Annotated in this window: 20 protein-coding genes; 5 read left to right on the top strand and 15 right to left on the bottom strand. The window is 71.8% G+C overall.

The window, feature by feature from the left end; all coding sequences use genetic code 11:
• Positions 1-26: 26 nt before the first annotated feature.
• A complete protein-coding gene (locus AC2XR2_RS31410) occupies positions 27-2,363 on the bottom strand; it encodes a polysaccharide lyase 8 family protein (RefSeq protein ID WP_491516894.1) in 2,337 nt (778 codons plus the stop codon).
• A 134-nt stretch (positions 2,364-2,497) separates the two neighbouring features.
• Here AC2XR2_RS31410 and AC2XR2_RS31405 point away from each other — a divergent pair, with 134 nt between their 5' ends.
• Positions 2,498-3,052 (top strand): YceI family protein, encoded by a 555-nt coding sequence (locus AC2XR2_RS31405; RefSeq protein WP_330264259.1) that lies wholly within the window; start codon positions 2,498-2,500, stop codon positions 3,050-3,052.
• Positions 3,053-3,348: 296 nt separating this feature from the next.
• A complete protein-coding gene (locus tag AC2XR2_RS31400; protein WP_449353163.1) occupies positions 3,349-4,131 on the top strand; it encodes a serine protease in 783 nt (260 codons plus the stop codon).
• 193 nt (positions 4,132-4,324) lie between these two features.
• On the opposite strand, the gene AC2XR2_RS31395 is transcribed toward AC2XR2_RS31400, so the two are convergent.
• Both AC2XR2_RS31395 and AC2XR2_RS31390 read right to left on the bottom strand, forming a co-directional pair.
• Positions 4,325-5,707, bottom strand: coding sequence for a hypothetical protein (locus tag AC2XR2_RS31395; protein WP_491516893.1), 1,383 nt, complete (start codon positions 5,705-5,707; stop codon positions 4,325-4,327).
• A 74-nt stretch (positions 5,708-5,781) separates the two neighbouring features.
• A complete protein-coding gene (locus tag AC2XR2_RS31390; RefSeq protein ID WP_491516892.1) occupies positions 5,782-8,793 on the bottom strand; it encodes a glycoside hydrolase family 3 N-terminal domain-containing protein in 3,012 nt (1,003 codons plus the stop codon).
• Between the two features lie 182 nt (positions 8,794-8,975).
• On the opposite strand from AC2XR2_RS31390, the gene AC2XR2_RS31385 reads away from it, so the two are divergent.
• Positions 8,976-9,467, top strand: a complete 492-nt coding sequence (locus tag AC2XR2_RS31385) for a hypothetical protein (RefSeq protein ID WP_381304167.1) — start codon at positions 8,976-8,978, stop codon at positions 9,465-9,467.
• Positions 9,468-9,476: 9 nt separating this feature from the next.
• On the opposite strand, the gene cimA is transcribed toward AC2XR2_RS31385, so the two are convergent.
• The 8 genes from cimA to ureA all read right to left on the bottom strand — a co-directional run bounded on the left by cimA (position 9,477) and on the right by ureA (position 19,348).
• A complete protein-coding gene (gene cimA / locus AC2XR2_RS31380; RefSeq protein WP_491516891.1) occupies positions 9,477-11,081 on the bottom strand; it encodes a citramalate synthase in 1,605 nt (534 codons plus the stop codon).
• 321 nt (positions 11,082-11,402) lie between these two features.
• Positions 11,403-12,581: a hypothetical protein gene (locus tag AC2XR2_RS31375; RefSeq protein WP_491516890.1), complete on the bottom strand. Its 1,179-nt coding sequence runs from the start codon at positions 12,579-12,581 to the stop codon at positions 11,403-11,405.
• A gap of 29 nt (positions 12,582-12,610) precedes the next feature.
• Positions 12,611-14,659, bottom strand: a complete 2,049-nt coding sequence (locus tag AC2XR2_RS31370; RefSeq protein ID WP_491516889.1) for a hypothetical protein — start codon at positions 14,657-14,659, stop codon at positions 12,611-12,613.
• A 123-nt stretch (positions 14,660-14,782) separates the two neighbouring features.
• Entirely contained in the window at positions 14,783-15,385 is a 603-nt protein-coding gene (locus tag AC2XR2_RS31365; protein ID WP_381304174.1) for a TetR/AcrR family transcriptional regulator, read from the bottom strand.
• Entirely contained in the window at positions 15,382-15,879 is a 498-nt protein-coding gene (locus tag AC2XR2_RS31360) for a hypothetical protein (protein WP_381304176.1), read from the bottom strand. The genes AC2XR2_RS31365 and AC2XR2_RS31360 overlap by 4 nt, the downstream gene beginning before the upstream one ends.
• A gap of 9 nt (positions 15,880-15,888) precedes the next feature.
• Positions 15,889-16,914, bottom strand: coding sequence for an agmatine deiminase family protein (locus tag AC2XR2_RS31355; RefSeq protein ID WP_449353170.1), 1,026 nt, complete (start codon positions 16,912-16,914; stop codon positions 15,889-15,891).
• Between the two features lie 32 nt (positions 16,915-16,946).
• A complete protein-coding gene (locus AC2XR2_RS31350) occupies positions 16,947-18,656 on the bottom strand; it encodes an urease subunit alpha (RefSeq protein WP_491516888.1) in 1,710 nt (569 codons plus the stop codon).
• Positions 18,653-19,348 (bottom strand): urease subunit gamma, encoded by a 696-nt coding sequence (gene ureA / locus AC2XR2_RS31345; RefSeq protein WP_491516887.1) that lies wholly within the window; start codon positions 19,346-19,348, stop codon positions 18,653-18,655. Before ureA ends, AC2XR2_RS31350 begins: the two co-directional genes overlap by 4 nt.
• Positions 19,349-19,463: 115 nt before the next feature.
• Between ureA and AC2XR2_RS31340 the strand changes: the two genes are divergently transcribed.
• Entirely contained in the window at positions 19,464-20,894 is a 1,431-nt protein-coding gene (locus tag AC2XR2_RS31340) for a cytosine permease (protein WP_381304183.1), read from the top strand.
• Between the two features lie 26 nt (positions 20,895-20,920).
• On the opposite strand, the gene AC2XR2_RS31335 is transcribed toward AC2XR2_RS31340, so the two are convergent.
• Positions 20,921-22,009: a branched-chain amino acid aminotransferase gene (locus AC2XR2_RS31335; RefSeq protein WP_330264272.1), complete on the bottom strand. Its 1,089-nt coding sequence runs from the start codon at positions 22,007-22,009 to the stop codon at positions 20,921-20,923.
• Positions 22,010-22,264: 255 nt separating this feature from the next.
• Positions 22,265-23,308 carry a 3-isopropylmalate dehydrogenase gene (locus tag AC2XR2_RS31330; RefSeq protein ID WP_381304185.1) on the bottom strand — a complete coding sequence of 348 codons (1,044 nt, stop codon included), beginning with the start codon at positions 23,306-23,308 and terminating at the stop codon, positions 22,265-22,267.
• Positions 23,309-23,450: 142 nt separating this feature from the next.
• Between AC2XR2_RS31330 and AC2XR2_RS31325 the strand changes: the two genes are divergently transcribed.
• Positions 23,451-25,007, top strand: a complete 1,557-nt coding sequence (locus AC2XR2_RS31325) for a purple acid phosphatase family protein (RefSeq protein ID WP_491516886.1) — start codon at positions 23,451-23,453, stop codon at positions 25,005-25,007.
• A gap of 51 nt (positions 25,008-25,058) precedes the next feature.
• Here the strand turns inward: AC2XR2_RS31325 and AC2XR2_RS31320 are convergent, their stop codons facing one another.
• Positions 25,059-25,190 carry a hypothetical protein gene (locus tag AC2XR2_RS31320; RefSeq protein WP_491516885.1) on the bottom strand — a complete coding sequence of 44 codons (132 nt, stop codon included), beginning with the start codon at positions 25,188-25,190 and terminating at the stop codon, positions 25,059-25,061.
• Positions 25,191-25,405: 215 nt separating this feature from the next.
• Complete coding sequence (locus tag AC2XR2_RS31315) at positions 25,406-26,302, bottom strand: LysR family transcriptional regulator (RefSeq protein WP_491516884.1); 897 nt, start codon at positions 26,300-26,302, stop codon at positions 25,406-25,408.
• Positions 26,303-26,307 lie beyond the last annotated feature (5 nt).

The raw sequence follows: 26,307 nt of genomic DNA, 5'->3' as shown, positions 1-26,307 counted from the left end.
CTGTCGCTTGTAGGGGTCACACAAAGTCAAGGCGTGAGAGCCACCTCACACACATGGGTGGCGCATACCTCCCCCGGAGTGACGCGCAGCCGCAGCAGACGGCCCGTGGCGAGCACGTCGACCGTGTCGTCGGCCCGGATCACCGAGCGCACCGGCCGGTTCCAGATGATCTCCAGGGGTTCACCCGTTCGGGGTGGTTCGGCCACGCAGAGCGTAGCGGTACGGCCCGTGCGGCGGACCAGCACGCTCGCCCCCGCCGACGCGGTGAGCGGACCCGCCGTGCCGGCCCGCCAGAAGTTCGCCGCCGTCAGGCCGAGCCGGTCGACGTGGACCGCCTGGCACGCGCTGTCGTTGGCGAGGACCGACAGCCAGGGGCGGTCGGCGGCCCGGGCGGCGACCGCACGGCGGGAGGCTCCGGGCAGCAGGACGTAGGCGTAGGTGGCGTCCACGGGGTCGGTGCCGTGGTCGAGCCAGAGGGTCTGCCAGCGCCGGGTGCGCCGTTCGCCCGAGCTGGTGGTGTTGATGTCGGACCAGGCGCCGGTGCGGTCCTCGCGCAGGGTGCGCACCCCGTCCGGGAGGAGCCAGCCTCCGTGTCCCTCCAGGTGCGCCCAGCCCCGTCCTCGTACGAGGGACTGCGTCCCGCCCTCCCCCAGGTTGCGGTTGTCGACGACCGTCTCGACCGGGACGCCGTCCGTGCAGGTGATCCCGGCGCCGAGGCAGATCACCGCGTCCGCGACGCAGAACCACGACTTGCGGGCCTGGAGCGTGGACTGGAGCCCCTTCAGATGCTGGCCGACCGCCGCGTACTCGCCGTCGGTGGTGCCGCCGACCCAGCGGACGTCCGGCTTGGGCTCGCCCCATTCGCCGCCGGCCCGGTCGGGGAGGCGGCGGGTGGAGACGGTCGTGCCGGGGAGGCGGTACCAGTCGACGGTGGGCCAGTACCAGTCCGTGTACTGGTCGCTGCGGCCCGCGGCCCACCAGGAGAGCATTCCGGCACCCGTGTGCCAGCCGCGGGGGTTCTCGCCGTTGCCGCACTCGTAGGCGGCGATGCGGTCGCTCGCCATGGCGATGTTCGCGACGAAACCGGGGCGGCGGTGGACGGCCCGGTCCATGGCGGCGAAGAGGTGGTGGCCGACGGGTTCGGGGGCGGCCGGGACCGGTGAGCCGGCCACGGCGTGCAGCCGGGCGAGGTCGGCGACCCCGAACTGGCGGGAGGTCAGGACCGGCGTGACGGTGTCCCGTTGGATCCAGCCCTTCAGCAGGCCGTACCAGCGCTCCCGCTGTGCCGCGCCCGCCCCGCCCGCCAGCAGGGCGACGGCGGCGATGATGCCGTGGCCGTGGAAGTGGTCGGAGCGCAGGACGTGCCGGTCGTCGCTCTTGAGGAGACCCCGGCTGATGGCCCGGCCGTTGACGCTGTCCATCACCAGCCCGTCGTGGATCAGCGGGGCGTAGGCGTGCTCGACGCTGTCGAGGACGGTCTGCCGGTTCGGGTCGGTCACCTCCCAGTCGGAGCCGGCGAGGAGGGTGAAGAGGCGGCCCAGGCCGTCCAGCATGACCTGGCCGTAGGTGCCGGAGTAGGCGACCCAGGTGTGCTGGACGAAGGACCCGTCGGCGTAGAGGCCGTCGCCCTTCGTGACGTACGGGAAGACCGGCGAGAGGGCGTCGCGGGCCAGGGCGATCCGGTCGGGGTCCCTGCCGAGGATGCCGCGCAGGGCGACCGAGCGGCACAGGTCGACGCGGTTGGCGCCGGTGGAGGTGCCGGAGTAGTCGGTGAGCATCGTGTCGGGGATGAAGTGGTCCACGGCGGCGCAGGCCGCGGTGATGCGGTCCGGGCCGAGGTGGTCGTACAGAGCGGCCGTGATGTCCATGAGGAGCCGGGGGCTGCCGATCTGCCATTCCCACCAGTTGCCGTAGCGGGTGGTGGCGGGGTTGTAGACGGTGGCGGAGAGATGGTCGAGGCCGCGCAGGACGTCCGCGAGGAGGTCCTCGTCGCCGGTCGAGCCGGTGCCCTGCTGGACGTGGGCCTGGGTCATGGTCCACAGGCGGCTGTAGCTCTGGGTGATGCCCGTCGGAGGGTCGAAGGGGGCGCCCGGCCAGAGGGAGGTGGGGGTCGGGGCCATGGCGGCGCGGAAGGCGCGGGCGAGGTCGCCGGTCTCGGCGAGGCGGGAGGCGTAGGGCTCGGCCGCCGGGTCGTAGCCGGTGCCCAGGGTGAGGTCGAGCCAGCGGCGGCGGAGGGTGCCGTAGGAGTCGGCCGCTGCTGTGGAGGCTGCGTGGGCGGGCGGGGCGGCGGCCGCGAGGAGCGCCGCCGCGACTAAGACGGCTCTGCGGGTGGGTCGTACGGGGGCTCTGCGCTGCGGGTTCATACAGGGGCGTCTACCACCGTGGGGCGATCCCGCCAACACTGCGCGGATGATGTTGAAACCTGTATGGAATAGGTCTACGGTGCTTCGTGGTGAGTGGTTCAACGTTCAACATTCTGCCTCCAAGGAGCTTCGCCATGACGAACACCGACCTGACCGCACTGACCGGCGACTACACGATCGACACGGCCCACTCCACGATCGGCTTCACCGTCCGGCACGCCATGGTCACCAACGTCAAGGGCACGTTCGACGACTTCAGCGGCTCGCTGCACCTGGACGGCGGCGACCCGTCCGCGTCGACGGCCTCCATCGACGTCAAGATGGACAGCATCGACACCGGGTCGGCGGACCGGGACGGGCACCTCAAGAGCGCGGACTTCTTCAAGATCGAGGAGTTCCCGACGATGACCTTCCGCTCCACCAAGGCGGAGGCGCTCGGCGACGAGGACTACCGCATCACCGGCGACCTGACGATCCTCGGCACCACCAAGCCGCTCACCATCGACCTCGAGTTCAACGGCGCCGCCAAGGACCCCTTCGGCAACGAGCGCGTGGGCTTCGAGGGCAAGGCCGAGATCAAGCGCTCCGAGTGGGGCCTGACCTGGAACGCGGCCCTGGAGACGGGCGGCGTCCTGATCTCCGACAAGATCAAGCTGAGCTTCGACATCTCGGCGATCAAGAACGCCTGAGTCGCACGGGTCGGCCTCGGTGGGGGGCCGGCCCGACTCCGTATCGACCGGCCACGCAGCGTCCGGACTCCGGCCACCGGATCTCCGGTGGCCGCGCGTGACGCCTCTCGGCGATCCGCCGCCCCCGCTCACGCCGCGGAAGCGCTTGGCTGAATCGCACCCCTTGTGCGGGAGTTCACAGGATTCTCATAATCCATCAGCGGATTTGACCGGCCCATGTCAGAACTTGGGCATCGCTTTGCTGCCCAGATTTGGCATGAACTCGTCAATGCCACCCCCACCTGGAAGGCATCACGTTGAAGAAACTCCTCACAGCCCTCAAGAGATGTCTGGCGGTCGGAGCCGCCGCGCTCGCGATCGCCAGTCTCCAGCCCGTATCGGCCGCACAGGCCGCCCCCTCGCCCGTGGTCGGCGGCACCCGTGCCGCACAGGGCGAGTTCCCGTTCATGGTCCGGCTCTCCATGGGCTGCGGCGGGGCCCTGTACACCCAGCAGATCGTGCTGACCGCCGCGCACTGCGTGAACGGCACCGGTGCGAACACCAGCATCACCGCCACCGCCGGTGTCGTGGACCTCCAGTCCACCAGCGGCCGGGTCCAGGTCAGGTCGACGTACGTCTACCGGGCTCCGGGCTACAACGGCGACGGCAAGGACTGGGCGCTCATCAAGCTCGCCCAGCCCATCAACCTGCCGACGCTGAAGATCGCCACGACCACGCAGTACAACACCGGGACCTTCACCGTCGCCGGGTGGGGTGCGGCCACGCAGGGCGGGGCCCAGCAGCGGTATCTGCTCAAGGCGACCGTGCCGTTCGTCAGTGACGCGACCTGCCGGTCGTACAGCGGGTACAGCGGGCTCATCGCGAGCGAGGAGATCTGTGCGGGGTACGCGGCCGGTGGGGTGGACACCTGCCAGGGGGACTCCGGTGGGCCGATGTTCCGGCGGGACGCGAACAACGCGTGGATCCAGGTCGGGATCGTGAGCTGGGGGATCGGCTGCGCCCAGCCGAACGCGCCCGGGGTCTACACCGAGGTGTCGACGTTCGCCTCGGCGATCGCCTCCGCGGCGGCGTCGTTGTGAGGTGACGGCGGTTTCGTACGGTGGTCCGCGGGTCCGGTGCGGTGTTGCCGGGCCCGTGGTTCTCGCCCCCGCCGCCCCTACCCGTCCCACCTCCAAGGGGCGCTGCCCCCTTCGACCCCCGTCTCCGGGGGCCGGCCCCCGGACCCCCGCTCCTCAAACGCCGGAGGGGCTGGATTTCGTAGTCCTCGACAGGTCAGAACCCTCCGCCCCCGAAGTCCCCTCCCCCTCCGAAATCGCCGCCCCCGCCGAAGTCGCCGCCACCTCCGAAGTCTCCGAAGTCACTTGAGGAGAAGTCCGAGCCGGAGAGGTCGCCGCCCTCGTAGCCGCCGCCGAAGTCGCCGTAGCCGGAGCCGTAGTCGGCCGCGTAGGCGGGGGTGGCCATCATGCTGCCGAGGACCGTGCCGACCAGCAGGCCGGGCAGGAGGCCGCCGCCGAAGTAGCCGCCCGCCCAGGGGCCGTAGGCCGGGCCCGCGTCCCAGTAGGGGCGGCGGCCCTGGTCGGTGTCGACCTCGCGCATCACCGGGTCGCGGCCGTCGGACAGGCGGGTGGCGTCGGCCGCGCAGACCGGTACCTCGCGCGCGGCACCGCCGGGCGGCGTCCAGGTGGCGTCGGTGACGGAGGGGCCGTGGCGGGGGTCGAAGAAGCAGGGCACCCGGCGTTCGGGCAGCGGGCGGTGCTCGCGGCGGGCGGCGAGCTGGGCCAGCGAGAAGCGGCCGTCCTCCAGGGCCTGGGTGACCGCCCGCACGTCCTCCGGTCTCGCGGCCGCCGCCATGAGCGACTTCGCCTGCTCGTACGCGTCCAGCGCCCGCTCGTAGTCGCCGCGCATCGCGTCGTCGGCGCCCGCCTCGGCCGGGTGGAAGTCCAGGCGGTCCAGTTCCTCGCCGAACGCCGTGATGTCCTCGTCCACCACCACCCGCAGCTTCTCCAGCGCGGCCCGCTGCTCCTCGGCGTGCCGGCGCCGGTTGCGGCGCACCAGCGTGTACGCGCCGGCGCCGCCCGCCACCAGGACCGCGCCGACGGTGATCAGCGCGGTGCCGGACACCCCGCCGCCGTCGTCCACGGACCGCCAGGTCGAGGGGGCCGAGCCGCCCATGTTGGTGAGCGCGGCGGCGGTGAAGTCGGTCAGCTGGGCGCGGGTGTCCTCGCCCTCGACGGTGGTCACCAGGTTGCGTACGGCCGCGTTCGACAGGACCGCGGAGTCGGCCCGGGCGTCGAAGGCGTCGCCCAGGCGGACCGCGTACAGGCCGGTGATGCCGGTCGCCGTGCGCAGCTTGGTGAAGAGGTCCTGCTTCGGGTAGTCGGCGGGCAGCACCGCGACGAACAGCGGCCGGTCCGCCTTGGCGATCCGGTCCGCCAGGGCGTCCGCGTCCTTGGCGGACAGCTGGGCCGCGGCGGCCGGATCGACGTAGACGGGGCTCTCGCGGAGGGCCCGGCCGATCTCCGAGGCGCTGGTGACGGACGCGGCCGAGGCCGGCGGGGCGGCCGCCGACAGGACGGCCAGGGCCATCACCACCAGGGTGAGGAGCAGCCCCGGGAGGCTTCGGGTCGGTACTACGGCCTGTGCGCTGGCCTTCATACTTCGACGCTACCCGAAGCCTCCCGAAAGAGACCTCCGCGAAGGGACCCGCTCGCGCTGCCGGGCCCGTCCGCTCAGGCCGCCCGGTACGCCTGCGTCAGCTTCGCCACCGCCTCCGCGTAGCGTCCCGTCAGCAGCAGGTGGTCGGCGTCGGCGAAGGGCCCGGCGATCGCGGCCGTCATCCGCTGGGCCGTCTTCTGCTGGACGATCAGCCGGGCCCGGGTGACCAGCGCCCGGCCCGTCCCGTCGGCCCCGGCCCGCTCGGCCGCCCTCGCCGCGACCCCGAGCGACTTCAGCGTGGTCTCCCCGCCCCGCGGGACCTCGGTGAGGGTGGTCAGGCCCCAGCCGTACGGGAACTGCGGGTCGTACGTCGGGTCGCCGACGTTGATCGGCAGCTGGGCCTCCGACCTGGGCCAGGTCACGGGCAGTTGACCGGTGAACGGCCGCCTGCCGTACAGGACGTCCGCGACGCCGTCGCCCTCGGTGCCCGGCAGCCAGGAGGCGACCAGGGCGTCGACGGCACCGAGCCGGTCGCCGACGAGCTGCGGCCGCCCGGAGACGATCAGCACCGCGCACTTCATGGCCGCGCACACCTTGTCCACGGCGGCCCGGTCGGCGGCGGACAGCTCCAGGTCGTGGCCGTTGCCCACGTCCCCGACGCCCTCGGCGTACGGGGTCTCGCCGACGACGACCACGCCGACGTCGTAGCCGCTCAGCGGTGCGGAGGCGTCCTTGGAGTACGTCAGCGCCGGGGAGTTCTCGCGCATCGCCTCCAGGACGGTCGTGCCGGGGGTGATGTCGCCGGACGAGCCCTGCCAGGTGACGGTCCAGCCGCCGGACTGGTTGCCGATGTCATCGGCGTCGGACCCGGCGACGTACACCTTCTGCGACTTCTTCAGCGGCAGGAGTCCGCCGCTGTTCTTCAGCAGCACCTGCGACTCGGCGACCGCCTCCCGTGCCACGGCCCGGTGCCCGGCGGAACCGATCCTGGAGGCGCCGCTCGTGTCGGCGTACGGCTTCTCGAAGAGCCCGAGCCTGAACTTCTGCGTGAGGATGCGGGACACGGCGTCGTCGACCCGCCGCTCGCTGACCCGTCCGGCCCGGACCTCCGCGATCAGCGTGTTGTGGAAGTCCTGGTAGGCGTAGGGGGCCATGACCATGTCGACGCCGGCGTTGACGGAGGTCCGGACGTCCGAGGCGTAGTCGCCGGGGATCTGGTCGATGCCGTTCCAGTCGCTGACGACGAAGCCGTCGAAGCCGAGCCCGTCCTTGAGGACGCCGTTGATCATGTCGGCGCGGGCGTGCATCTTGACCGGTCCTCGGCCGTCCCCGATCAGGTCCAGCGAGGAGTACGACGGCATGACCGTCCCGACGCCACGCTTCACGGCCTCCTTGTACGGGGAGAGGTGGACGGCCTCCAACTGCTGCCGGGTGACCGTGGTGACGCCCTGGTCGATGGTGTACGTCCCCGTCGTGGAGGAGCCGTAGGCGGTGCCGCCGTCGCCGACGAAGTGCTTGGCGGTGGCGAGGACCTTGTCGCTCCGGTCGAGGTCCTTGCCGTTCCCGGCGCCCTGGAGGCCCTGGATGATCGTCTCCATGGACTCGACGAGGGCCGGGTCCTCGCCGAAGGACTCGTAGGAGCGGCCCCAGCGTTCGTCGCGGGTGACGCAGAGGCAGGGCGCGAAGTCCCAGGGGACGCCGGTGGCGCGGACCTCGGCGGCGGTCACGGCACCTGTCTTTTGGACGAGTCGAGGATCGCGGGTGGCACCGAGGCCCATGTTGTGGGGCAGGACGGTGGCGCCGACCAGGTTGTTGTGGCCGTGGACGGCGTCGACGCCGTAGACGAGCGGGATCTGGAACCGCGTTGCCCGCGCCCGGAGTTGGAAGGAGTCGATCATCTTCGCCCAGGCCTCGGGGGTGTTGGGCGTGGGGGTCGAGCCGCCGCCGGAGAGCAGCGAGCCGAGGTCGTGGGCGGTGACGTCGGCGCCGGCCCCGACGGCTCCGCGCTCGGCCTGGGTCATCTGGCCGGCCTTCTCCGCGAGGCTCATCCGGGACAGGAGATCGGCGACACGCCTGTGCACGGGGAGCCTGCTGTTCAGATACGGCAGCCCGTGCGCGTCGATGACGACCTGCGGGGTCTCGGCGGGGGCCTTGGCGCCGGTCACGGTGAGCTTGAGGGGGATGGTCTCGGCGGACTCCGCGGCCTTGTCCTTCAGGGTCGGGACCTGGATGGTCCGGGTGGCGCCGGAGGCCGTACCGGCCGGGAAGGTGAGGGTGCCGGAGACGGGGGTGTAGTCCTTGCCGGGATCGGCGGTGCCGCCGGCCGTTTCGTAGGCGACGGTCACGGGCTCGTCGAGGGGGGCGGAGCCGGTGGTGGCGACGGTGACCTCGACGGACGCGGTCCTGCCCTCCCCCACCGGGTGGACGACGGAGTCGGTGGTCACGGTGGCGCGCAGGGACTGGTCCGCCCTGCCGTACAACTCGACGCCGTCCATGGCGAATCGGCCGGGTGCGCCGACGGGGAGGGTGACGGCGTAGCCCCAGGTCTCGGTGAGCCCGAGGACGTGGTCGATGCCGCCGACGGGCTGGTAGTCGGTGCGGTACGCGAAGTCGGTGAAGGGGATCTCGATCCGCTTCCAGCCGGTGAAGTCGTCGGTGAAGGACGTGGTCCACAGCTCGGAGGCCTCGCCGTTGGCGCCGCCGTCCTTGAGCTCGAAGGCGACCTTCCTGCCGTTGTTCTGCCCGTCCCACCAGAAGCGGACGCCCTTGCGGGCGGACCAGTCGTGGGCGGGCTCGGCGAAGGCGAAGTCGTGGGTGAAGCCGCCGTAGCCGCTGATGTCGTAGGTACCGGCGAGGACCTTGTCGCCCTCGGGTGCGTCCGGCCTGGCGGTGAGCTGAAGGGCGGGCGGGTCGTCGTTGTCGCCGCCCCAGGTGAAGAGGCCGTTCTCCGGGGGGCTCGCGAAGGGGACCTCGCCCTCGAAGCGGTCGACGGGGATCGGCGGCGGATCGTCGGCCGCCCGGGCGACGGCCATCGGCAGCAGGGAGGTGAGCAACGCGGCGGAGACGAGCAGGGCGGTTCTTCGCATGGACCTTCCCTCGACTCTCAGGTTTCGCACAGGACTTACCTCACGGCGTGAGTGAACTGAGAGCCCACACATCCGTCAAGACACCTCGTCGGCCATCGCGCCCCGGGCGAGTTGTACGACCGCAACCCGACCGGTGCGCAACGGTGGTCGTACGGCGGCGTCTTCGTTGGTGTGCTGGAGGGATGAGACGGGGACTGTTCGCGGTGGCCGGAGTGGTCGCCGCCGTAGGGCTGTTGAGCGGGTGTACCGCGGAGACGCTGCCGCTCGTCGCGGTGCGGGTCGATGACGCGGGGGCGGTGGAGGTCGTGCTGCGGCCGTGCGGGGACGATCTGGTGCGGGGGCCGTCCCTGACCGGCACGCCCACCGGTCAGGAGGAGTCCGGGCGGAACGTGTCCGGGTGGAGGGCGTCGGGCAGCCGGCGGCTCGTCGACGCCGAGTTCCCGCTGTTCTCGCCGCCCGGGGACTGGCATGTGCTTCCGGTGGGCGAGCAGCGGGTGCTGGCCGGGCACACCTATCAACTCGCCTTCGGGAAGGACGAGTACAACTACGAGTACTCCGGCGTCGTCACCTTCACGGCGACCGATCTCGCGGCCCTGAAACCCCGTCAGGTCTGGGCCGACGACCGGGCGATGAGCCTCGGCGAGTTCGAGGAGCTCGCCGAGGACTCCTGCTGAGCCGAGGGGTTACTCGGCCGGCTCGACGCCCGCCCGCAGCAGGCCGTAGGTGTACGCGTCCTCCAGGGCCTGCCAGGACGCGGCGATCACGTTCTCCGCGACGCCGACCGTCGACCACTCGCCCGAGCCGTCGGACGTGGAGATCAGGACGCGGGTCGTGGACTGGGTGCCGTGCACGCCCTCCAGGATGCGGACCTTGTAGTCGACGAGGTCGAGCTTGGCGAGCTGCGGGTAGATCTTCTCCAGGGCCACGCGCAGGGACCGGTCCAGGGCGTTCACCGGGCCGTTGCCCTCCGCCGTGGCGACGATGCGCTCGCCCTTGGCGAAGAGCTTCACCGTGGCCTCGTTGGCGTGGCTGCCGTCGGGGCGGTCCTCGACGATCGCGCGCCAGGACTCGACGGAGAAGTACTTCAGCGGCTTGCCCTGGACCTCGGCGCGCAGGAGCAGTTCGAAGGAGGCGTCGGCCGCCTCGTACGTGTAGCCCTTGAGCTCGCGCTCCTTGACCCGCTCCACGACCCGGCCGACCAGCTCGCGGTCGCCGCCGAGGTCGATGCCGAGTTCCTTGCCCTTGAGCTCGATCGAGGCGCGGCCCGCCATGTCGGAGACCAGCATCCGCATGGTGTTGCCGACGAGCTCGGGGTCGATGTGCTGGTAGAGGTCCGGGTCGACCTTGATCGCGGAGGCGTGCAGGCCGGCCTTGTGGGCGAAGGCGGAGACACCCACATAGGGCTGGTGGGTGGAGGGCGTGAGGTTGACGACCTCGGCGATCGCGTGCGAGATGCGGGTCATCTCGCGCAGGTGGCCGTCGGGCAGGACCTTCTTGCCGTACTTCAGTTCCAGGGCCGCGACCACCGGGAAGAGGTTGGCGTTGCCGACGCGCTCGCCGTAGCCGTTGGCCGTGCACTGGACGTGGGTGGCGCCCGCGTCGACCGCGGCGAGGGTGTTGGCGACCGCGCAGCCCGTGTCGTCCTGGGTGTGGATGCCGAGCCGGGCGCCGGTGTCGGCGAGGACCGTGGCGACCACTGCCTGGATCTGGGCGGGGAGCATGCCGCCGTTGGTGTCGCAGAGGATCACGACGGACGCGCCGGCCTCCGAGGCGGCCCGTACGACGGCCTTCGCGTACTCCGGGTTGGCGCGGTAGCCGTCGAAGAAGTGCTCGCAGTCGACGAAGACGCGGCGGCCCTGCTCGCGCAGGTACGACACCGTGTCGCGGACCATCTCCAGGTTCTCGTCCAGGGTGGTCCTGAGCGCCAGCTCCACGTGCCGGTCGTGGGACTTGGCGACCAGGGTGATCACCTCGGCGCCCGAGTCGAGGAGTGCCTTGACCTGCGGGTCCTCGGAGGCCTTGGCCCCGGCCCTGCGGGTCGCGCCGAAGGCGACCAGCTGGGCGTGCTTGAAGTCGATCTCCTGACGGGCGCGCGCGAAGAACTCGGTGTCCCGCGGGTTGGCGCCGGGCCAGCCGCCCTCGATGAAGCCCACGCCGAAGTCGTCCAGGTGCCGTGCGATGGCCAGCTTGTCCGCGACGGTGAGGTTGATGCCCTCCCGCTGGGCGCCGTCGCGCAGGGTGGTGTCGAAGACGTGGAACTGATCGTCGAGCTCGCTGGTTGCGGTCATGGTCTCAAGGCTCCTGAGGATTTGGTCTCGGTCGTACCGGAATGACCGGCTCCACCGCCCCCACATACTCCCTCGCGCTCTCGCCTCCGGCTGCGGGTGGGCCAGAAAAAGCGAAAAACCCCTCGCGGGTGCGAGAGGTCTGCGCGCGGGTCGAGGACGACGGTGTCCACCCGTACCTGGTCGTACGTGGTGGTCACTGCGGACCGGCGCGCCTGCTGCCAATAATCATGGCGAACGAGAGCACGGGGGCAGTCTGGCACAGACCGTCCCCGTGCTCACCCTCCGTCTCAGGATGCGAGCACTGCGCTGCTCACCCCGGGGTCACCGCAGGTGCCGTACGAACACGTCCCGCTCCTCGTTGGTGTCCCCGCCCGGGATCAGCGTGCCGTCCCAGGAGACGAACGTGATCCGCCGGGCGCCGTCCGCGATACCGCCGGGTTCCACCTGGGCGGAGACCGGGTCGCCGCCGGGGCCGGGGGTGACCAGGGTGGTGGTGCCGTTCCTCAGGTCCCGCAGGTAGACGGGGTTGCGGGTGCCGCCGGGCAGTCCCTCGACCCGGCCCGTGAAGGTGACGTACCGGCCGTTCGCGCTGACGGCCGGGTCCCGGGTCCAGGCCTGGGAGGGGCTCACGTGGATGCGCTGGTTCACGCCGGTGGCGATGGTGTGCACGAACACGTTCCAGCTGCCGTCGGTGTCGTCGGGCACCAGGTGGGTGTCCGCGGACTCGAAGACGACCGTACGTCCGTCGCCGCTGATGGACGGCTCCAGCGACTCGCGCTGGGTCTGTGAGCCGTCGTGGGAGCGGTCGATCTGGGTGCGCTCCCCGGTCGTGCGGTCGTACATCCACACGTCGCCCCAGTCGTCGCCGCGCGGGCCGTTGGCGTAGTTGTACTGGTAGACGATCCGCTTGCCGTCGTCGCTGACCGTCGGCGAGGAGGCGTTGCGCGGCTCCCAGGTGGGTTTCGGGTGGCTGATCCGCTCGGTGGTGCCCGCGATCCGGTCGCGCAGGAAGACCACGCCACCCCCGCCGGTCTCGTGCAGCGTGAACACGGCGTAGCGGGCGTTCGGGCTGATGGAGGCCTCGCCGACCGGCCCCGCGTACCCCTCGGGGATCTCGATGCCGAACTTCTCCTCCTTGCCCGTGCGCGGGTCGTCGACCACGACGTCGTCGGACCGGGTGTAGGCGTAGCGCCCGTCGTTCAGGACCGCCACGATGCCGCCGAATCCGGAGAACTCGGTCTTCCCGGTGCGCAGGTCACGGAGGTACATCCCGCCGTGCGGCACGTTCGGGTCCAGGTCCTCGGCCTCCGAGGTGAAGAACACGTAGCGGCCGTTGCGGCTGATGACGGCGTCGTGGGAGGCCCCGTCGCCGGCCTTGCCCGCCGGGGTGACGCTGACCGGCTCGGTGTGCGGGCCTCTGGGCCCGGCGCTCGCCGTGGGTGCGCAGAGCACCACCGCGGCCACGGCGGCGATCGCCGCCAGGTGTGTCCTGCTGTGCATGATGGTTCCCCCGTTGTGGTCGTTGCCTGTCATTGCACTGTCCGCAGGAAGACGTCCGTCACCCCGTTGGTGTCCCCTTCCACCAGATCGGGTGAGGCCGACTCGAACGCGACGACCGTGCCGTCCGCGTTGACCGAAGGGTGCCCGGCCGGAAGGTCGTTGCGGCCGCCCCGGCGGTCGACACTCATCAACTGCTTCTCCCCGGTGGCGAGTCGGAGCCAGTACACGGAGCGGCCCGAGGTGTACGCCAGAGCCGTGCCGTCTCCGGCGAGCGAGGGCTGGGTGCCCTTGACCCGGATCGTGGTGCCGGTGTCCAGGTCGCGCACGACGGCCTGGGAGCCCTGCTGGAAGGCCACCTTGCGGCCGTCCGCGCTGATCGACGGGTCCGCGCCGGGACCGATCGCCGACAGGGCGCCGGTGTCGAGATCACGGACGTGGACGCTGCCGCCCTGCTCGAAGGCGATGTACCGGCCGTCGTAGTTGATGGCCGGATCGCCGGCCGGTTCGTTCGTGGCGGCGCTGACCACCTCGGTGTCACCACCGTTGAACTTGAAGCGGTAGACGCGGGGTTGTGGGTGCGGGTCGGCGTCGGTGGCGGGCAGGGTCGCCGTGTAGGTGAGCCACTGGCAGGTGGGGTCCACCACGGGCTGTCCCATCCAGGTGAAGCGGACGCCCTGGTGGGAGCCGAGGCTGGTGAGCTTGCCGACCGCGCGGTTGCGGACGTGGATGCCCGGGCCGCCGTCGGGCCCGTAGGGGCCGGAGTAGCCGATCATGCGCCCGCTGTAGCAGGGGCTGCCCTCGGACGACGGCTGCTGTCCGGTCGAGTTGACCTGGGAGACGCCCGTGCGGGTGTTCACGAACACATCGCCTTCGGAGGTGAAGGTGACGACCTTGTTCTCCCCCATCACCGGGTCGTGGGAGGCGCCGGCCGGTGTGGCCAGGCGCTCGGTGACGAACGGCATAGGCGCCGGGTTCCGTCGCAGCGCGCCGGAGAAGACGAACACGTCGTCCTCCGCGTTGGTGTCGCCCGGCACCAGGTGGGAGGCGGACGAACCGAACACCACGGCACGGCCCTTGGCGGCCAGCGCGTTCTCCGTCACCTGGGCGTCCCCGCGCGGGAGCGCGGCCCCGCGGGCCCCGGTGCGCAGGTCACGCACACGCGTGCCGTCCTCGCCGTCGACGACGGCGTACCGGCCGTCCGCGGTGGCCGCGAGGGGGCGCCCGTCGGCCACCCGCCGCGACTGGCCCGTGCGCAGGTCGTGGACGTACAGACCGCTCTCCGCGTCGAGGAGGACCCGGCGGCCGTCCGCGGTGATGCCGACCAGGTAGGCGGCGCCGAGACCGGTGTCCACCCGGGTCCGCTCGCCCGTCGTCCGGTCCTTGACGTAGACGTCGGCGGGATCCGTCTCGCTGTCGACGCGCAGGCCGTACGCGACCTTCCTGCCGTCGCCGCTCACCGAGGCCCCGTTCTTCTGGCCCTCCTCGGCCGGCGAGATCAGCGCGTCGGTGCCGGTGGCGGTGTCGCGGACGTAGAGCAGGCCGCTGCTCTCGTTGCCGTGGCGGTTGCCGAGGGTGTACGCGACGTGGGTGCCGTCCGGGCTGATGGACCGGGCGCGGCCCAACTCGTTGAAACCGGGCGGGTCCTGGGGCCACAGCTTCTCCGCGCGACCGGTGGCGCGGTCGTACAGGTAGGGGGCCAGGAAGCGGGTGCCGGCGGAGAAGGCGACACGGCTGCCGTCGGCACTCGGCGCCGGTGAGCCGTACGTGTACCCCTCGCCGAGGTCGATCCTGGTGACCCCGCCGTCGCGCACGTCCTTCACCAGCAGGCACGGGGTGAAGTGCGCGCAGCCGAAGCTCGCCGCGGTGGACACGAACGCCACCGTGCGGCCGTCGGCGCTGATCCCGGCGTCGCCCGAGGACCCGTCGGCCTGACTGCCGTCGGCCGCCGTGCTCACCCGCTCGACCGGCGCGTGCGGCGCGTGCGGCGCGTGTCGTACGGGCGGCGCGGCGGCCGCGGTGGTTCCGGTGAGCCCGACGAGCAGGGCCGTGCCCAACAGGCATACGGCGGCTCTGGACATGTTTCCCCCTGTGATCCCCGTTGACGCACTACCCCCGGCCCCGCGCCGAGGGCTCCCCACGAGGCAAACGCACCACCGGCCACAGGGTCAATCGGCCTTATTGCGTACAACCCGGGCGCGAGGTCACGCGTCCGCGAGGAGGCTCTCGTCGAGGAACTCCCGTACGTGGCCGAGAATCGTCCCCCGGTCCGTGCCGCGCAGCCCGATCGCCACGTGGATGGAGAAGCCGTCGAGCAGGGCCCGCAGCCGGGTCGCGAAACGGTCGGGGTCGACGGCCCGGAACTCGCCTCGCGAGATGCCCTCCGCGAGCAGCGCGACCAGGTCGCGGTGCCAGGCGCCCTCGATGGCGGCCTGCCGGTCACGGGCGTCGGCGTCGGCGTTCTGCGAGCGGTTCCAGACCTCCAGCCACAGGGTCCAGTGCGGGTCGCGATGGCCGCCCGGGACGTACAGGTCGACGTACGCGTCAAGCCGTTCCCGGGCGGTCGCGGTGCGGGTGAGCAGCCGGCCGCGCTCGGCGCCGAGCCGTCCCTCGCTCCACTCCAGGGTCCGCAGCAGCAGTTCGTCCTTGGAGCGGAAGTAGTAGAGGAGGTGGCCGCTGCTCATGCCGACCTCCCGGCCGAGGGCCGCCATGGTGAGCTTCTCCAGGCCGCGCTCGGCGATCATCTCCATGGCGGCGGCGAGGATCCGCTCGCGCGGCGGGGCAGGGGTGCGGCGGGGGGTGCTCATACGGCGGTCACGTGCACGGCGTGGGGCAGGAAGTCCGTCTCGTACGCGCCGGAGCAGTCGGCGTACAGGGTCGCCACCACCGCGCCGCACTCCCCGCACACCTCGTTGGGGCCCTCGCGACCGGGCGGGCCGCAGCAGCCGATCTCCTGGAGGGCGGGGTTGCCGGACAGGTGTGCGCGGGTGTCCTCGGGGTGGGTCACCAGGGTGCCGCGCGGCCCGGCGGACATCAGGAACCCCGGGCCGTCGGGGTCGCCCAGGCAGCTGTTGCCGGGGTTGGCCGAGCCGCACCAGTCGGGGTCGGGGTGCGGCACATAGGGCGCCCCGCACGGCTCCGGGTCCACCGCGTACGTCCCACGCGGGACGGTCGGCGGGGGGTGCCGCGAGCCGTCGGGGTTCTTCCGGTGGTCGTACTCCGGGCGGGGCGGCAGCTCGGCGAGGAGCCGCAGGGGCTCGGTCAGCCGGCTTCCGCAGGCGGCACAGGTCAGCACGTTCACGCGTACGTTCTACCCGACAGCGGCCCTGGGCTGCTGCTGGGTGATGCAGTGGACGCCTCCCCCGCCCGCGAAGACGGTCCGCGCGTCGACCAGCGTGACCGTCCGCTCCGGGAACAGCCGCCGGAAGATCGCCGCCGCGGTCTCGTCGCGCGGGTCGTCGAAGCCGCAGAGCACGACACCGCCGTTGCAGAGGTAGTGGTTGATGTAGGAGTAGTCGACCCAGTGGCCGTCGGCCTCCAGGACGGTCGGGGCCGGCACCTCGACGACCTCCAGCCGGCGGCCGCGCGCATCGGTCCGGTCCCGGAGCAGGCCGATGACCTCCTTGGTCACCTCGTGGTCGGGGTGCGCGGGGTCGGGCTGGTGATGCGCGACCACCACGCCCGGGCGGGCGAAGGCGGCCACGATGTCGACATGGCCCTGGGTGCCGTACCTGCCGTAGTCGCCGGCCAGGCCGCGCGGGAGCCAGATCGCCTTGGTGGTGCCGAGCCGGGCGTGGATCTCCGCCTCGACCTGCTCCCGGGTCCAGCCGGGGTTGCGCCCGGCGCCGAGCTGGACGGTGTCGGTGAGCAGGACGGTGCCCTCGCCGTCGACGTGGATCGCGCCGCCCTCGTTGACCAGCGGGCTGCTCACCACGGGCGTCCCGGCCAGGTCGGCCACATGGCGGGCGATCTTGGAGTCGTGCTCCCAGCGGGCCCAGTCCTGGCCGCCCCAGCCGTTGAACACCCAGTCCACGGCGGCCGGTCGCCCCGACTCGTCATGGACGAACGTCGGGCCGATGTCCCGCATCCACGCGTCGTCCAGCTCGCGTTCCACGAGGGTGATGCCGGGGCCGAGCAACGCGCGCGCCGATTCGCCGTGGCCGGGACCGTGCACCATCGTCACCGGTTCGAAGCGGCGCACCGCGCGGGCGACGGAGGCCCAGGCGGCGCGGGCCTCCGCGAGCTCCCCGTCGTCGGTGAAGGTGGGGTTGGGGCCGGGCCAGGCCATCCAGGTGCGCTCGTGCGGGGCCCACTCGGGCGGCATGCGGTAGGTCATGGCGTGTCCTGATCGTGGGCTGGAAGAAGTGGCTAGAGGAAGTACAGGCGGTTGAGGGAGACGGACTCGGCCGGTTCGGAGCGGATCGGCTCGCCGTCCAGCGTCACCAGTCCGGTGCGCTGGTCCACGTCCACCGCTCCGGTACGGGAGTTGAGGCGCAGGTCGGCCGGGCCGATGCCGCGGGTGCCCCGGACGGCGACCCTTCTCCTGCGGGTCGGCATCAGGTCGTGGCCCTGGTCGAGGGCGGCCCGGGCGACGAAGGCGACGGAGATCTCGGCGGGGGTGGCCCCGTGCGCCCCGAACTGCGGTCCCAGCACGAGGGGTTCGCAGGTGTCGGTGGCCGCGCCCGGGTCGCCGACCACGCCGTAGGCCGGGAAGCCCGACTTCAGGACCAGCTGGGGCTTGGCCCCGAAGTACTCCGGCCGCCACAGCACGAGGTCGGCCAGCTTGCCGACCTCGATGGACCCCACCTCGTGCGCGAGCCCGTGGGCGATGGCCGGGTTGACGGTCAGCTTGGCGATGTAGCGCAGGACGCGTGCGTTGTCGTGCTCGTCGGGCGCGCCGAACTCGGTCTTCATCTTCCCGGCCATGGCGAAGGTACGGCGGACCGTCTCCCCCGCGCGTCCCATGCCCTGCGCGTCCGAGGAGGTGATGCCGATCGCGCCCAGGTCGTGCAGCACGTCCTCGGCGCCCATGGTCCCGGCGCGGATGCGGTCGCGGGCCAGGGCGGCGTCGCCGGGGAGGTCGGGCTTGAGGTCGTGGACGGAGACGATCATGCCGTAGTGCTCGGCGACGGCGTCCCGGCCGAAGGGCAGGGTCGGGTTGGTGGAGGAGCCGATGACGTTCGGGACGCCGGCCATCTTCAGCACGTTCGGGACGTGTCCGCCGCCGCAGCCCTCGATGTGGAAGGCGTGAATGGTGCGGCCTTCGAGGACCCCGAGGGTGTCCTCGACGGAGAGGCACTCGTTCAACCCGTCGCTGTGCAGGGCCACTTGGACGTCGTGCTCCTCGGCGACCCGCAGGGCGGTGTCCAGGGCGCGGGCGTGGGCGCCCATGTCCTCGTGCACCTTGAAGCCCGAGGCGCCTCCCTCCGCGAGGGCCTCGACGAGGGGGGCCGGGTCGGAGGACGAACCCCGGCCCAGGAAGCCGATGTTGACCGGCCAGGCGTCGAAGGCGCCGAAAGCGTGCTTGAGGGCCCAGGGCGAGTTGACGCCGACTCCCCACACCGGCCCGAACTCCTGGCCGATGATCGTGGTCACCCCCGAGGCCAGCGAGGCCTCCATGACCCGCGGCGACAGCAGGTGGACGTGGGTGTCGACGGCTCCGGCGGTGGCGATGAGCCCCTCGCCGGACACGATGGACGTACCGGTGCCGACGACGACGTCCACCCCGTCGAGGGTGTCGGGGTTCCCGGCCCGCCCGATGGCGCAGATCCGCCCTTCCCGGATGCCGATGGAGACCTTGCGGATCCCCTGCACGGCGTCGATCACGACGACATTGCTGACGACGACGTCACAGGTCTCGCGCACGGCGGCGGCCTTGAGATGCAGCCCGTCCCGCGCGGTCTTCCCGAACCCCGCGAGGAACTCGTCGCCGTACCGCTGCGCGTCCTCCTCGACCCGGATCACCAGCCCGGAGTCCCCGAGCCGGATCCGGTCACCGGCTCGCGGACCGTGAGTGGTGGCGTACTCGTGGGGCGTCAGCCGCCGTGCTTCGGCGGGGTGCCCTCCGGGCCGGCTCATCGTGTGGCCTCCTCGTCCCGGGCCCCCAGGTATCCGCAGGCGGCGGCCCTCCGCAGCGCCTCCTGTTTCGCGCCCGGCGCATCCAGCGCCCCGTCCACGAGCCCGGCGAAGCCGATGGCGACGCGGTCGCCGCCGACCGGCAGCAGCCCGACCCGCACGCTCTCCCCCGGACCGAAGCGCACGGAGGACCCGGCGGGGACGGCGAGCCGCATGCCGTACGCCGCGGCCCGGTCGAAGTCGAGCCGGGGGTTGGCCTCGAAGAAGTGGAAGTGGGAGGTGACGGAGACGGGCACGCCGGCCGTGTTGGTGACGGTCAGCCGTACGACCGGCTCGGGCTCCTCGTGCGCGGGACCCGGCAGCAGCGCGCCCGGGGCCGTGGCGCCGAGCCCCCCGCCGATCGGATCGCTCACGACCGCGAGCCGCGAGCCGTCCTCGAAGACCGCCTCGACATGCACCTCGGTGACGACGTCCGCGACGCTGGGCAGCACGTCGTCCGGCCCGAGCACCGACCGCGCGCGCTCCACGGCCTCGGCCAACCGCACCCCGTCCCGGGCGGCCTCGCAGACGGTGTCCGCGATGAGCGCGGTCGCCTCCGGGACGTTCAGCCGCAGCCCGCGCGCCCTGCGGGCCCGGGCCAGCTCGGCGGCGCCGAAGAGCAGCAGCCGGTCGCGTTCGGTGGGGGTCAGCCGCATGTCGTTCCCTTCTTTAGAGCATCACTCTAAACATAAAAATCCCGTGACGGAAAGGGTTGACGGCAGAGCCAGGAGCGCCCCACATTGAACGTCGCTCTAACAATGGGAGACCAGCATGCCGATGGAACAGCGCGGAGTCGACACCATCCCCGAGGAGGAACGCACCAGCGGCCCCCGCGACCTCGTCTCGATCCTGCTCGGCTCCAACCTCTGCCTGGGCGTGATCGTCTTCGGCTGGCTGCCGCCGTCCTTCGGCCTGGGCTGGTGGGCGTCGGTGAGCGCGATCGTGGCGGGGACCCTGCTCGGCACCGCCCTCACGGCCCCGCTCGCCCTGATCTCGCTGCGCACGGCGACCAACCTGTCGACGTCCTCCGGCGCCCAGTTCGGCGTGCGCGGCCGACTCGTCGGCTCGGTCGTCGGCCTCCTGCTGGCCCTCGGCTACACCGCGCTGACGGTGTGGATCGGCGGCGACGTGATGGTGGGCGCGCTGGGCCGGCTGACCGGGCTCCCGGCGAGCGGATGGTCGTACGGCGTCGTCTACGGGCTGCTCGCCACCGCGACGGTCGCGGGCGCGGTGTACGGCTACCGTGTGCTGCTCGCGATGTCCCGGGTGCTGGCGGTCGGGATGACGGCCCTGCTGGTCCTGGGGGTCGTCGCCTACGCCCCGCACTTCACCACCGCCGCGCTGCCGGAGGCGGGCGGGTACCTGCTGGGCGGCTTCTGGCCGACCTGGCTGCTGGCGCTGGTCGCGGCCGGCCTGTCCGGTCCCGTCGCCTTCATCACGCTGCTCGGCGACTACACCCGCTACATCTCCCCGGCCCGGCACACCTCCCGCCGCGTCCTGCACGCCACCTGGCTTGGGCTGATCGCGGGTCTGCTGGTCCCCCAGCTCTTCGGCACCTTCACGGCGTACGCGGCACGCGCGGCGGCGGACTACGCGGGCCCCCTGGTGTCGGCGTCCCCCGCCTGGTACCTGGTCCCCCTGCTGCTGGCCGCCTCCGCCGGCTCGGTCGGCAACGCGGGGCTGATGCTCTACTCCATGGGCCTCGACCTGGACGCGATCCTGCCGCGCGCGTCCCGGGCGACCGCCACGTACACGGTCGCCGTGGTCGCGACGGCCTGTGTCTTCGTCGGCCACTACCGGTCGTCGGCGCAGGACGCGATGACGTCCTTCGTGCTCCTGCTGACGGCGATCGGCACCCCGTGGGCGGTCGTCACTCTCATCGGCTTCGCCCGCTGCCGGGGCGTCTACGACGCGGAGGCCCTCCAGGTCTTCAACCGGCGCTCCCGGGGCGGGATCTACTGGTACCGCGGCGGCTGGAACCTCCCGGCGACGGTGTCCTGGGCGCTGGGCGCCGGGGTGGGCCTGCTGGCGGTCTCCCTGCCGTCGTACGAGGGACCGCTGCTGTCGCTGACCGGCGGGGTGGACTGCAGCTTCCTGTTGTCGGGACTGGTCGGCGGGGCCGTGTACCTGCTGCTCTCACGCCGGGAACGCACCGGGGCCGCCGCGGAACCGGTGTCCGCGGCGGCCCTGACGAAGCGGTAGGCCCACACCCTGCCCGGGCAGTACACCTAGCCCAGCTTGTGCATCCAGCCGTGCTTGTCCTCCGCCGTGCCGCGCTGGATGTCCAGGAGGGCCTGGCGGAGCTTCAGGGTGACCTCGCCGGGCTCGCCGCCGGACTGGTGCCACTCGGCGCCCGCGCGCTTGACCGTGCCGACGGGGGTGATCACGGCCGCCGTACCGCAGGCGAAGACCTCGGTCAGGGTGCCGTTCTCGGAGTCACGCTGCCACTGGTCGACGGAGACCCGGCTCTCCTCGGAGGTGTAGCCGAGGTCGCGGGCGACGGCCAGCAGGGAGTCGCGGGTGACGCCCTCCAGGATGGAGCCGGTGAGGGTGGGGGTGACGATCTTGTCGCCGTACACGAAGTACAGGTTCATGCCGCCGAGTTCCTCGACCCACTTGTGCTCGACCGCGTCGAGGTAGCAGACCTGGTCGCAGCCCTTGGCGGCGGCCTCGGCCTGGGCGAGGAGGGACGCGGCGTAGTTGCCGCCGGTCTTGGCGTCGCCCATGCCGCCCGGGACGGCGCGGACGCGGTCCTCGGAGAGCCAGATGGAGACCGGCTTGACCCCGCCGGGGAAGTAGGCGCCGGCCGGGGAGGCGATGACCAGGAAGAGGTACTCGTTGGCCGGCTTGACGCCCAGGCCGACCTCGGTGGCGATCATGAAGGGACGCAGGTAGAGGGACTCCTCGCCGCCGTGCGCCGGGACCCACGCCTCGTCCTGCCGGACCAGCGCGTCACAGGCCTCGATGAAGGTCTCGACGGGCAGCTCCGGCATGCCGAGCCGGTGCGCGGAGCGCTGGAAGCGCTCGGCGTTCTTCTCGGGCCGGAAGGTGGCGACGGTCCCGTCGGGCTGGCGGTACGCCTTGAGCCCCTCGAAGATCTCCTGCGCGTAGTGCAGGACCATGGTCGCCGGGTCGAGGGAGATCGGCGCGTACGGGACGAGCTGGCCGTCGTGCCAGCCGCGCCCCTCGGTCCACTTGATGACCACCATGTGGTCGGTGAAGTGGCGGCCGAACCCGGGGTTCGCCAGGATCGCCTCGCGTTCCGCGGAGGAAAGTGGCGAGGCCGAGGGCTTGAGCTCGATCGTGGGCGTCGTCATGAGTGGTTGTCCTTCACCGGTTGTGTAGTGACGGGCCGCGCTCACGCCCCTTTACTGTCAGTGACCAGTGCTAGGACGTCCGAGCATTCCCTCATTCCGCGGCTCCGCGTTCGATTATCGCAAGCGGGGAGCCGGGGAAGAAACGGCGTGAAATGCGACCCGGGGGATGATGGTGGCACCCGGCGGGGGACATGCGAAAGCCGCCGGGTGCGAGTGACCCGGCGGCTTCGAATGCTTTTCGAGTGGCCCGCCCGGTCAGCCGGCTACTCGTACGGCCAGCGCGTCGCCGATCTCGGCGGTGCTGCGGGCGGGCTTGCCGGTGCGCTCGGCGAGGTCGGCGGAGACCGCCTCCTCGATGCGGGCGGCCTCGGCCTCGTAGCCGAGGTGGCGCAGGAGCAGTGCGACGGACAGGACGGTGGCGGTGGGGTCGGCCTTGCCCTGGCCCGCGATGTCTGGGGCCGAGCCGTGGACGGGCTCGAACATGGACGGGAACTCGCCGCTCGGGTTGATGTTCCCGGAGGCGGCGACGCCGATACCGCCGGAGACGGCCGCGGCGAGGTCGGTGATGATGTCGCCGAAGAGGTTGTCGGTGACGATCACGTCGAAGCGGGCCGGGTCGGTGACCAGGTAGATGGTGGCCGCGTCCACGTGGATGTAGTCGGTGGTGACCTCGGGGAACTCCTTGGCCACCTTGTTGAAGATGTTCGTCCACAGGTGTCCGGCGAAGGTCAGCACGTTGTTCTTGTGGACCAGCGTGAGCTTCTTGCGCGGGCGGGCCTGGGCGCGGGCGAAGGCGTCCCGGACCACGCGCTCGACACCGAAGGCCGTGTTCACGGAGACCTCGGTGGCGACCTCGTGCTCGGTGCCCTTGCGGATGGTCCCGCCGTTGCCGGTGTACGGGCCCTCGGTGCCCTCGCGGACGACGACGAAGTCGATCGCGGGCTCACCCTTGAGGGGCGTGTCGACACCCGGGAGCAGCTTCGACGGACGCAGGTTCACGTGGTGGTCGAAGGCGAAGCGGAGCTTGAGCAGGAAGCCGCGCTCCAGCACTCCGGAGGGGACCGACGGGTCGCCGATGGCGCCGAGCAGGATCGCGTCGTGCCGCTTCAGCGCGTCGAGGTCGGCGTCGGTGAGGGTCTCACCGGTGGCGTGGTAGCGCTTGGCGCCGAAGTCGAAGTCCTTGGTCTCCAGCTTCACATCCTGCGGAAGGACGGCGGAGAGGACCTTCAGACCTTCGGCCACGACCTCCTGGCCGATGCCGTCACCGGGAATCACTGCGAGATTGATGCTGCGAGACATGCGGGAACCCTACTCCTCGTCCCATGGGATGACATGGCCTGTCCGCGATACGGACATCGCGGCGGGGCCGGGCGTCAGCCCTTCTCCGTGCGTTCACCCGTAGGTGTGGCGGTTGTTGGGGTCCGCTGGGAAGTTCACCACCATGGATCTCCCCGACTTCGGCATCCCGCCCCGGCTCGCGCGCCGGATGAGCATGGCCGAGCAGCACGAGTACCTGCGCACGAAGCTGTCCCGGCGCCGGACGCTGGTGACCGCGGGGGCGGTGGCGAGCGGGTTGCTGTCGGGGTGTTCCGCCGCGGGGACGTCCACGGCCGGCCCTTCCCCCTCCCCCACGGCCACGGTGCACGGCTCCGCCGTCACCCCCTTCGGCCGCCATCTCGCCTTCGGTGCCGACCCGAAGACGCAGATGCGGATCTCGTGGCAGGTCCCGCTCGCGGTCCGCAAGCCGTACGTCCGCGTCGGCCTGCGGCCCGACGACCTGGGCCGGCGGATCGAGGCGGAGCTCCGCGACCTGCACACCCCCGGACAGACCGGTGTCCGCCTCGGCCTCGACCAGTACTACCTGCACGCGGCCCTGGACGGCCTGCGCCCCGGCACGACGTACTACTACGGCGTCGGCCACGAGGGCTTCGACCCGGCGGACTCCGGACACCGCGCGACCATCACGAGCTTCCGCACGGCCCCGGCGAGTCCGGAGAGGTTCGTGTTCACCGCCTTCGGCGACCAGGGCGTCGGCACGGCCGCGGCCGCCAACGACAACCTGCTGCTGCGCCAGAAGCCCGCCTTCCACCTGCACGCCGGCGACCTCTGCTACGCCGACGCCAACGGCCAGGGCCGGACGTCCGACGGCTACGACCCGGGCTTCTGGGACCTGTTCCTCAAGCAGAACGAGGGGGTCGCGCGCAGCGTGCCGTGGATGGTGACGACCGGCAACCACGACATGGAGGCCTGGTACTCGCCCGACGGCTACGGCGGCCAGCTCGCCCGCTGGACCCTGCCGGACAGCGGCTTCGACCCGCGCTCGGCACCGGGCGTGTACTCCTTCACGTACGGCAACGTCGGTGTCGTGGCGCTGGACGCGAACGACGTGTCGTACGAGATCCAGGCCAACTTCGGCTACACGGACGGGAAGCAGACGCGGTGGCTGGAGAAGAGGCTCGGTGAGCTGCGGGCGGCCGAGGGGATCGACTTCGTCGTCGTGTACTTCCACCACTGCGCGTACTCGACGTCCTCGCACGCCTCCGACGGCGGGGTGCGCGCCGAGTGGCTGCCGCTGTTCGAGAAGCACCGGGTGGACCTGGTGATCAACGGGCACAACCACGTGTACGAGCGGACGGACGCGATCCGCGGTGGCGAGGTGGGCCGGACCGTGCCGGTCGGCGGGGCCACGGACCCGACGCGGGACGGGATCGTCTACGTCACGGCGGGCGGGGGCGGCCGGGATCTGTACGGCTTCCCCGCGGGCGTGCGCGAGAGCTACGAAGGGCGCGTGCACGACCACGAGTCGGTGGAGACCTTCCAGTGGACGAAGTCGCGGCAGTCCCGGAAGGAGACGGTGGAGTGGTCGCGGGTGCGCTACCGCGGCTTCTCGCTGCTCTCGGTGGAGGTGGAGAGCGGGGCGCGGCCGCGGCTGACGGTGTCGGCGCTCGCGCAGAGCGGGGAGCGCATCGACCGTTTCGAGGTGCGGCGCGGGGTCTGAGAGTCCCGCGCCACACCTCGTGCGGGTGCGGCTCCCGGCTTCGGGGGTCGGTCAGTGACCGGTCGAGCCGCCGTTGTCACGGCGGTCGAGGGCGCGCTGGAGCGCCGCGGTGGCGTTCTTGCGGTCGGAATCGCTCGTACGGGAGATGCGACGGACTCGACGGCGGGCGGTCGTCTCGGCCATGAGAAATCGACTCCTTCGGACTTCACGGGAAGGGGAAACGAGACGCCGGAAGGGGCGGGGAGCACCGGCCGCAGGGGTTGCCTGCATCGGGCCTGGCTCACGACCGCCATTCGCTTGATCGAGCGAGACGTTCGGCTCCTACAAAGCTAAGGGAGGAGGGCCGGTCTGTCTCCACAATTACTCGGACTTCCTACTATCTGAGACGGCGAAGTGGATCACACCGCGCTGACCTGCGATTTCGCCGATGATCTGAGTTCCCGGACAAGCGCACGGACGGCCTCGGTGGCGGCGAGCTCGGGAGTGGTGACGTAGCCGACCCGGCGGGTGGGCCGCTCGGGTCCGAGGTCGGTGATCTGGGTGCCGGGCGGGGCCGCGGTGAGGGAGAGGACGGGCATGATCGCCATCCCGAGCCCGCTGCCCACCATCGACAGCACGGCCCCGTCGTCCTCGGCGCGGACGGTCGCGGCCGGGATCCAGTCCTGCGCGGCCCACCACGCGCGCGTGGAGGAGGAGCAGTTCTCCCACCAGTCGACCAGGGGCAGCGATCGCGGCTCGGGATGCCCGGCGGGGTGGACGAGGGCGTAGGGCTCCTCCAGGAGTACGTCCCCCACGAGCCCCGGCGCGATCTCCGTACGGCCGGCGAAGGTCGCGATGCCGAGGTCGGCCCGCCCCTCGGCCACCTCACCGGCGGTTCCGGGACCGATCTCCCGTACGACCGTGACGGTCGCCTCGATCCCCGGGTGCCGTGCGGAGAGGCGCTCCAGGACGGCCGGCAGCAGATACAGGGCGGCGCTGCGGAAGGCGGCGATGCGCAGGGGTCCGGTGATCTCGGCCCTCGGTGCGTCCCGGGCCTCCCGGACCAGCGCCTGGAGCATCCGCAGCACCCGGCGGGCGTGGGCCACGGCCCGTTCACCGGCGGGGGTGGGGCGGGCTCCGAACCGGCCCCGCTCGAACAGGACGACCCCCAGCTTGCGCTCGATGCCGCGTACGGCGTGCGAGACGGCGGACTGGGTGGTGCCGAGGCGGGGCGCGGCCGCGGAGAAGCCGCCCGCCTCGGCGACGGCCACCAGGATCCGCAACTCCTGGGGCGCGAGATCGACGGCACTGCTCACCCTGT

The sequence above is a fragment of the Streptomyces sp. LS-MS-L19 genome (genome assembly GCF_058382285.1).
Note: the sequence above shows the minus strand (reverse complement) of the source record. Positions and strands in the feature narration are given on the sequence as shown.

Coding starts and splice junctions, on each gene's coding strand:
- AC2XR2_RS31370 (WP_491516889.1), bottom strand. CDS start 14,659: ATGTCCAGAGCCGCCGTATGCCTGTTGGGCACGGCCCTGCTCGTCGGG.
- AC2XR2_RS31335 (WP_330264272.1), bottom strand. CDS start 22,009: ATGACGACGCCCACGATCGAGCTCAAGCCCTCGGCCTCGCCACTTTCC.
- AC2XR2_RS31340 (WP_381304183.1), top strand. CDS start 19,464: ATGCCGATGGAACAGCGCGGAGTCGACACCATCCCCGAGGAGGAACGC.
- AC2XR2_RS31405 (WP_330264259.1), top strand. CDS start 2,498: ATGACGAACACCGACCTGACCGCACTGACCGGCGACTACACGATCGAC.
- AC2XR2_RS31390 (WP_491516892.1), bottom strand. CDS start 8,793: ATGCGAAGAACCGCCCTGCTCGTCTCCGCCGCGTTGCTCACCTCCCTG.
- AC2XR2_RS31385 (WP_381304167.1), top strand. CDS start 8,976: ATGAGACGGGGACTGTTCGCGGTGGCCGGAGTGGTCGCCGCCGTAGGG.
- AC2XR2_RS31320 (WP_491516885.1), bottom strand. CDS start 25,190: ATGGCCGAGACGACCGCCCGCCGTCGAGTCCGTCGCATCTCCCGTACG.
- AC2XR2_RS31375 (WP_491516890.1), bottom strand. CDS start 12,581: ATGCACAGCAGGACACACCTGGCGGCGATCGCCGCCGTGGCCGCGGTG.
- AC2XR2_RS31325 (WP_491516886.1), top strand. CDS start 23,451: ATGGATCTCCCCGACTTCGGCATCCCGCCCCGGCTCGCGCGCCGGATG.
- cimA (WP_491516891.1), bottom strand. CDS start 11,081: ATGACCGCAACCAGCGAGCTCGACGATCAGTTCCACGTCTTCGACACC.
- AC2XR2_RS31355 (WP_449353170.1), bottom strand. CDS start 16,914: ATGACCTACCGCATGCCGCCCGAGTGGGCCCCGCACGAGCGCACCTGG.
- AC2XR2_RS31365 (WP_381304174.1), bottom strand. CDS start 15,385: ATGAGCACCCCCCGCCGCACCCCTGCCCCGCCGCGCGAGCGGATCCTC.
- AC2XR2_RS31350 (WP_491516888.1), bottom strand. CDS start 18,656: ATGAGCCGGCCCGGAGGGCACCCCGCCGAAGCACGGCGGCTGACGCCC.
- AC2XR2_RS31395 (WP_491516893.1), bottom strand. CDS start 5,707: ATGAAGGCCAGCGCACAGGCCGTAGTACCGACCCGAAGCCTCCCGGGG.
- ureA (WP_491516887.1), bottom strand. CDS start 19,348: ATGCGGCTGACCCCCACCGAACGCGACCGGCTGCTGCTCTTCGGCGCC.
- AC2XR2_RS31330 (WP_381304185.1), bottom strand. CDS start 23,308: ATGTCTCGCAGCATCAATCTCGCAGTGATTCCCGGTGACGGCATCGGC.
- AC2XR2_RS31410 (WP_491516894.1), bottom strand. CDS start 2,363: ATGAACCCGCAGCGCAGAGCCCCCGTACGACCCACCCGCAGAGCCGTC.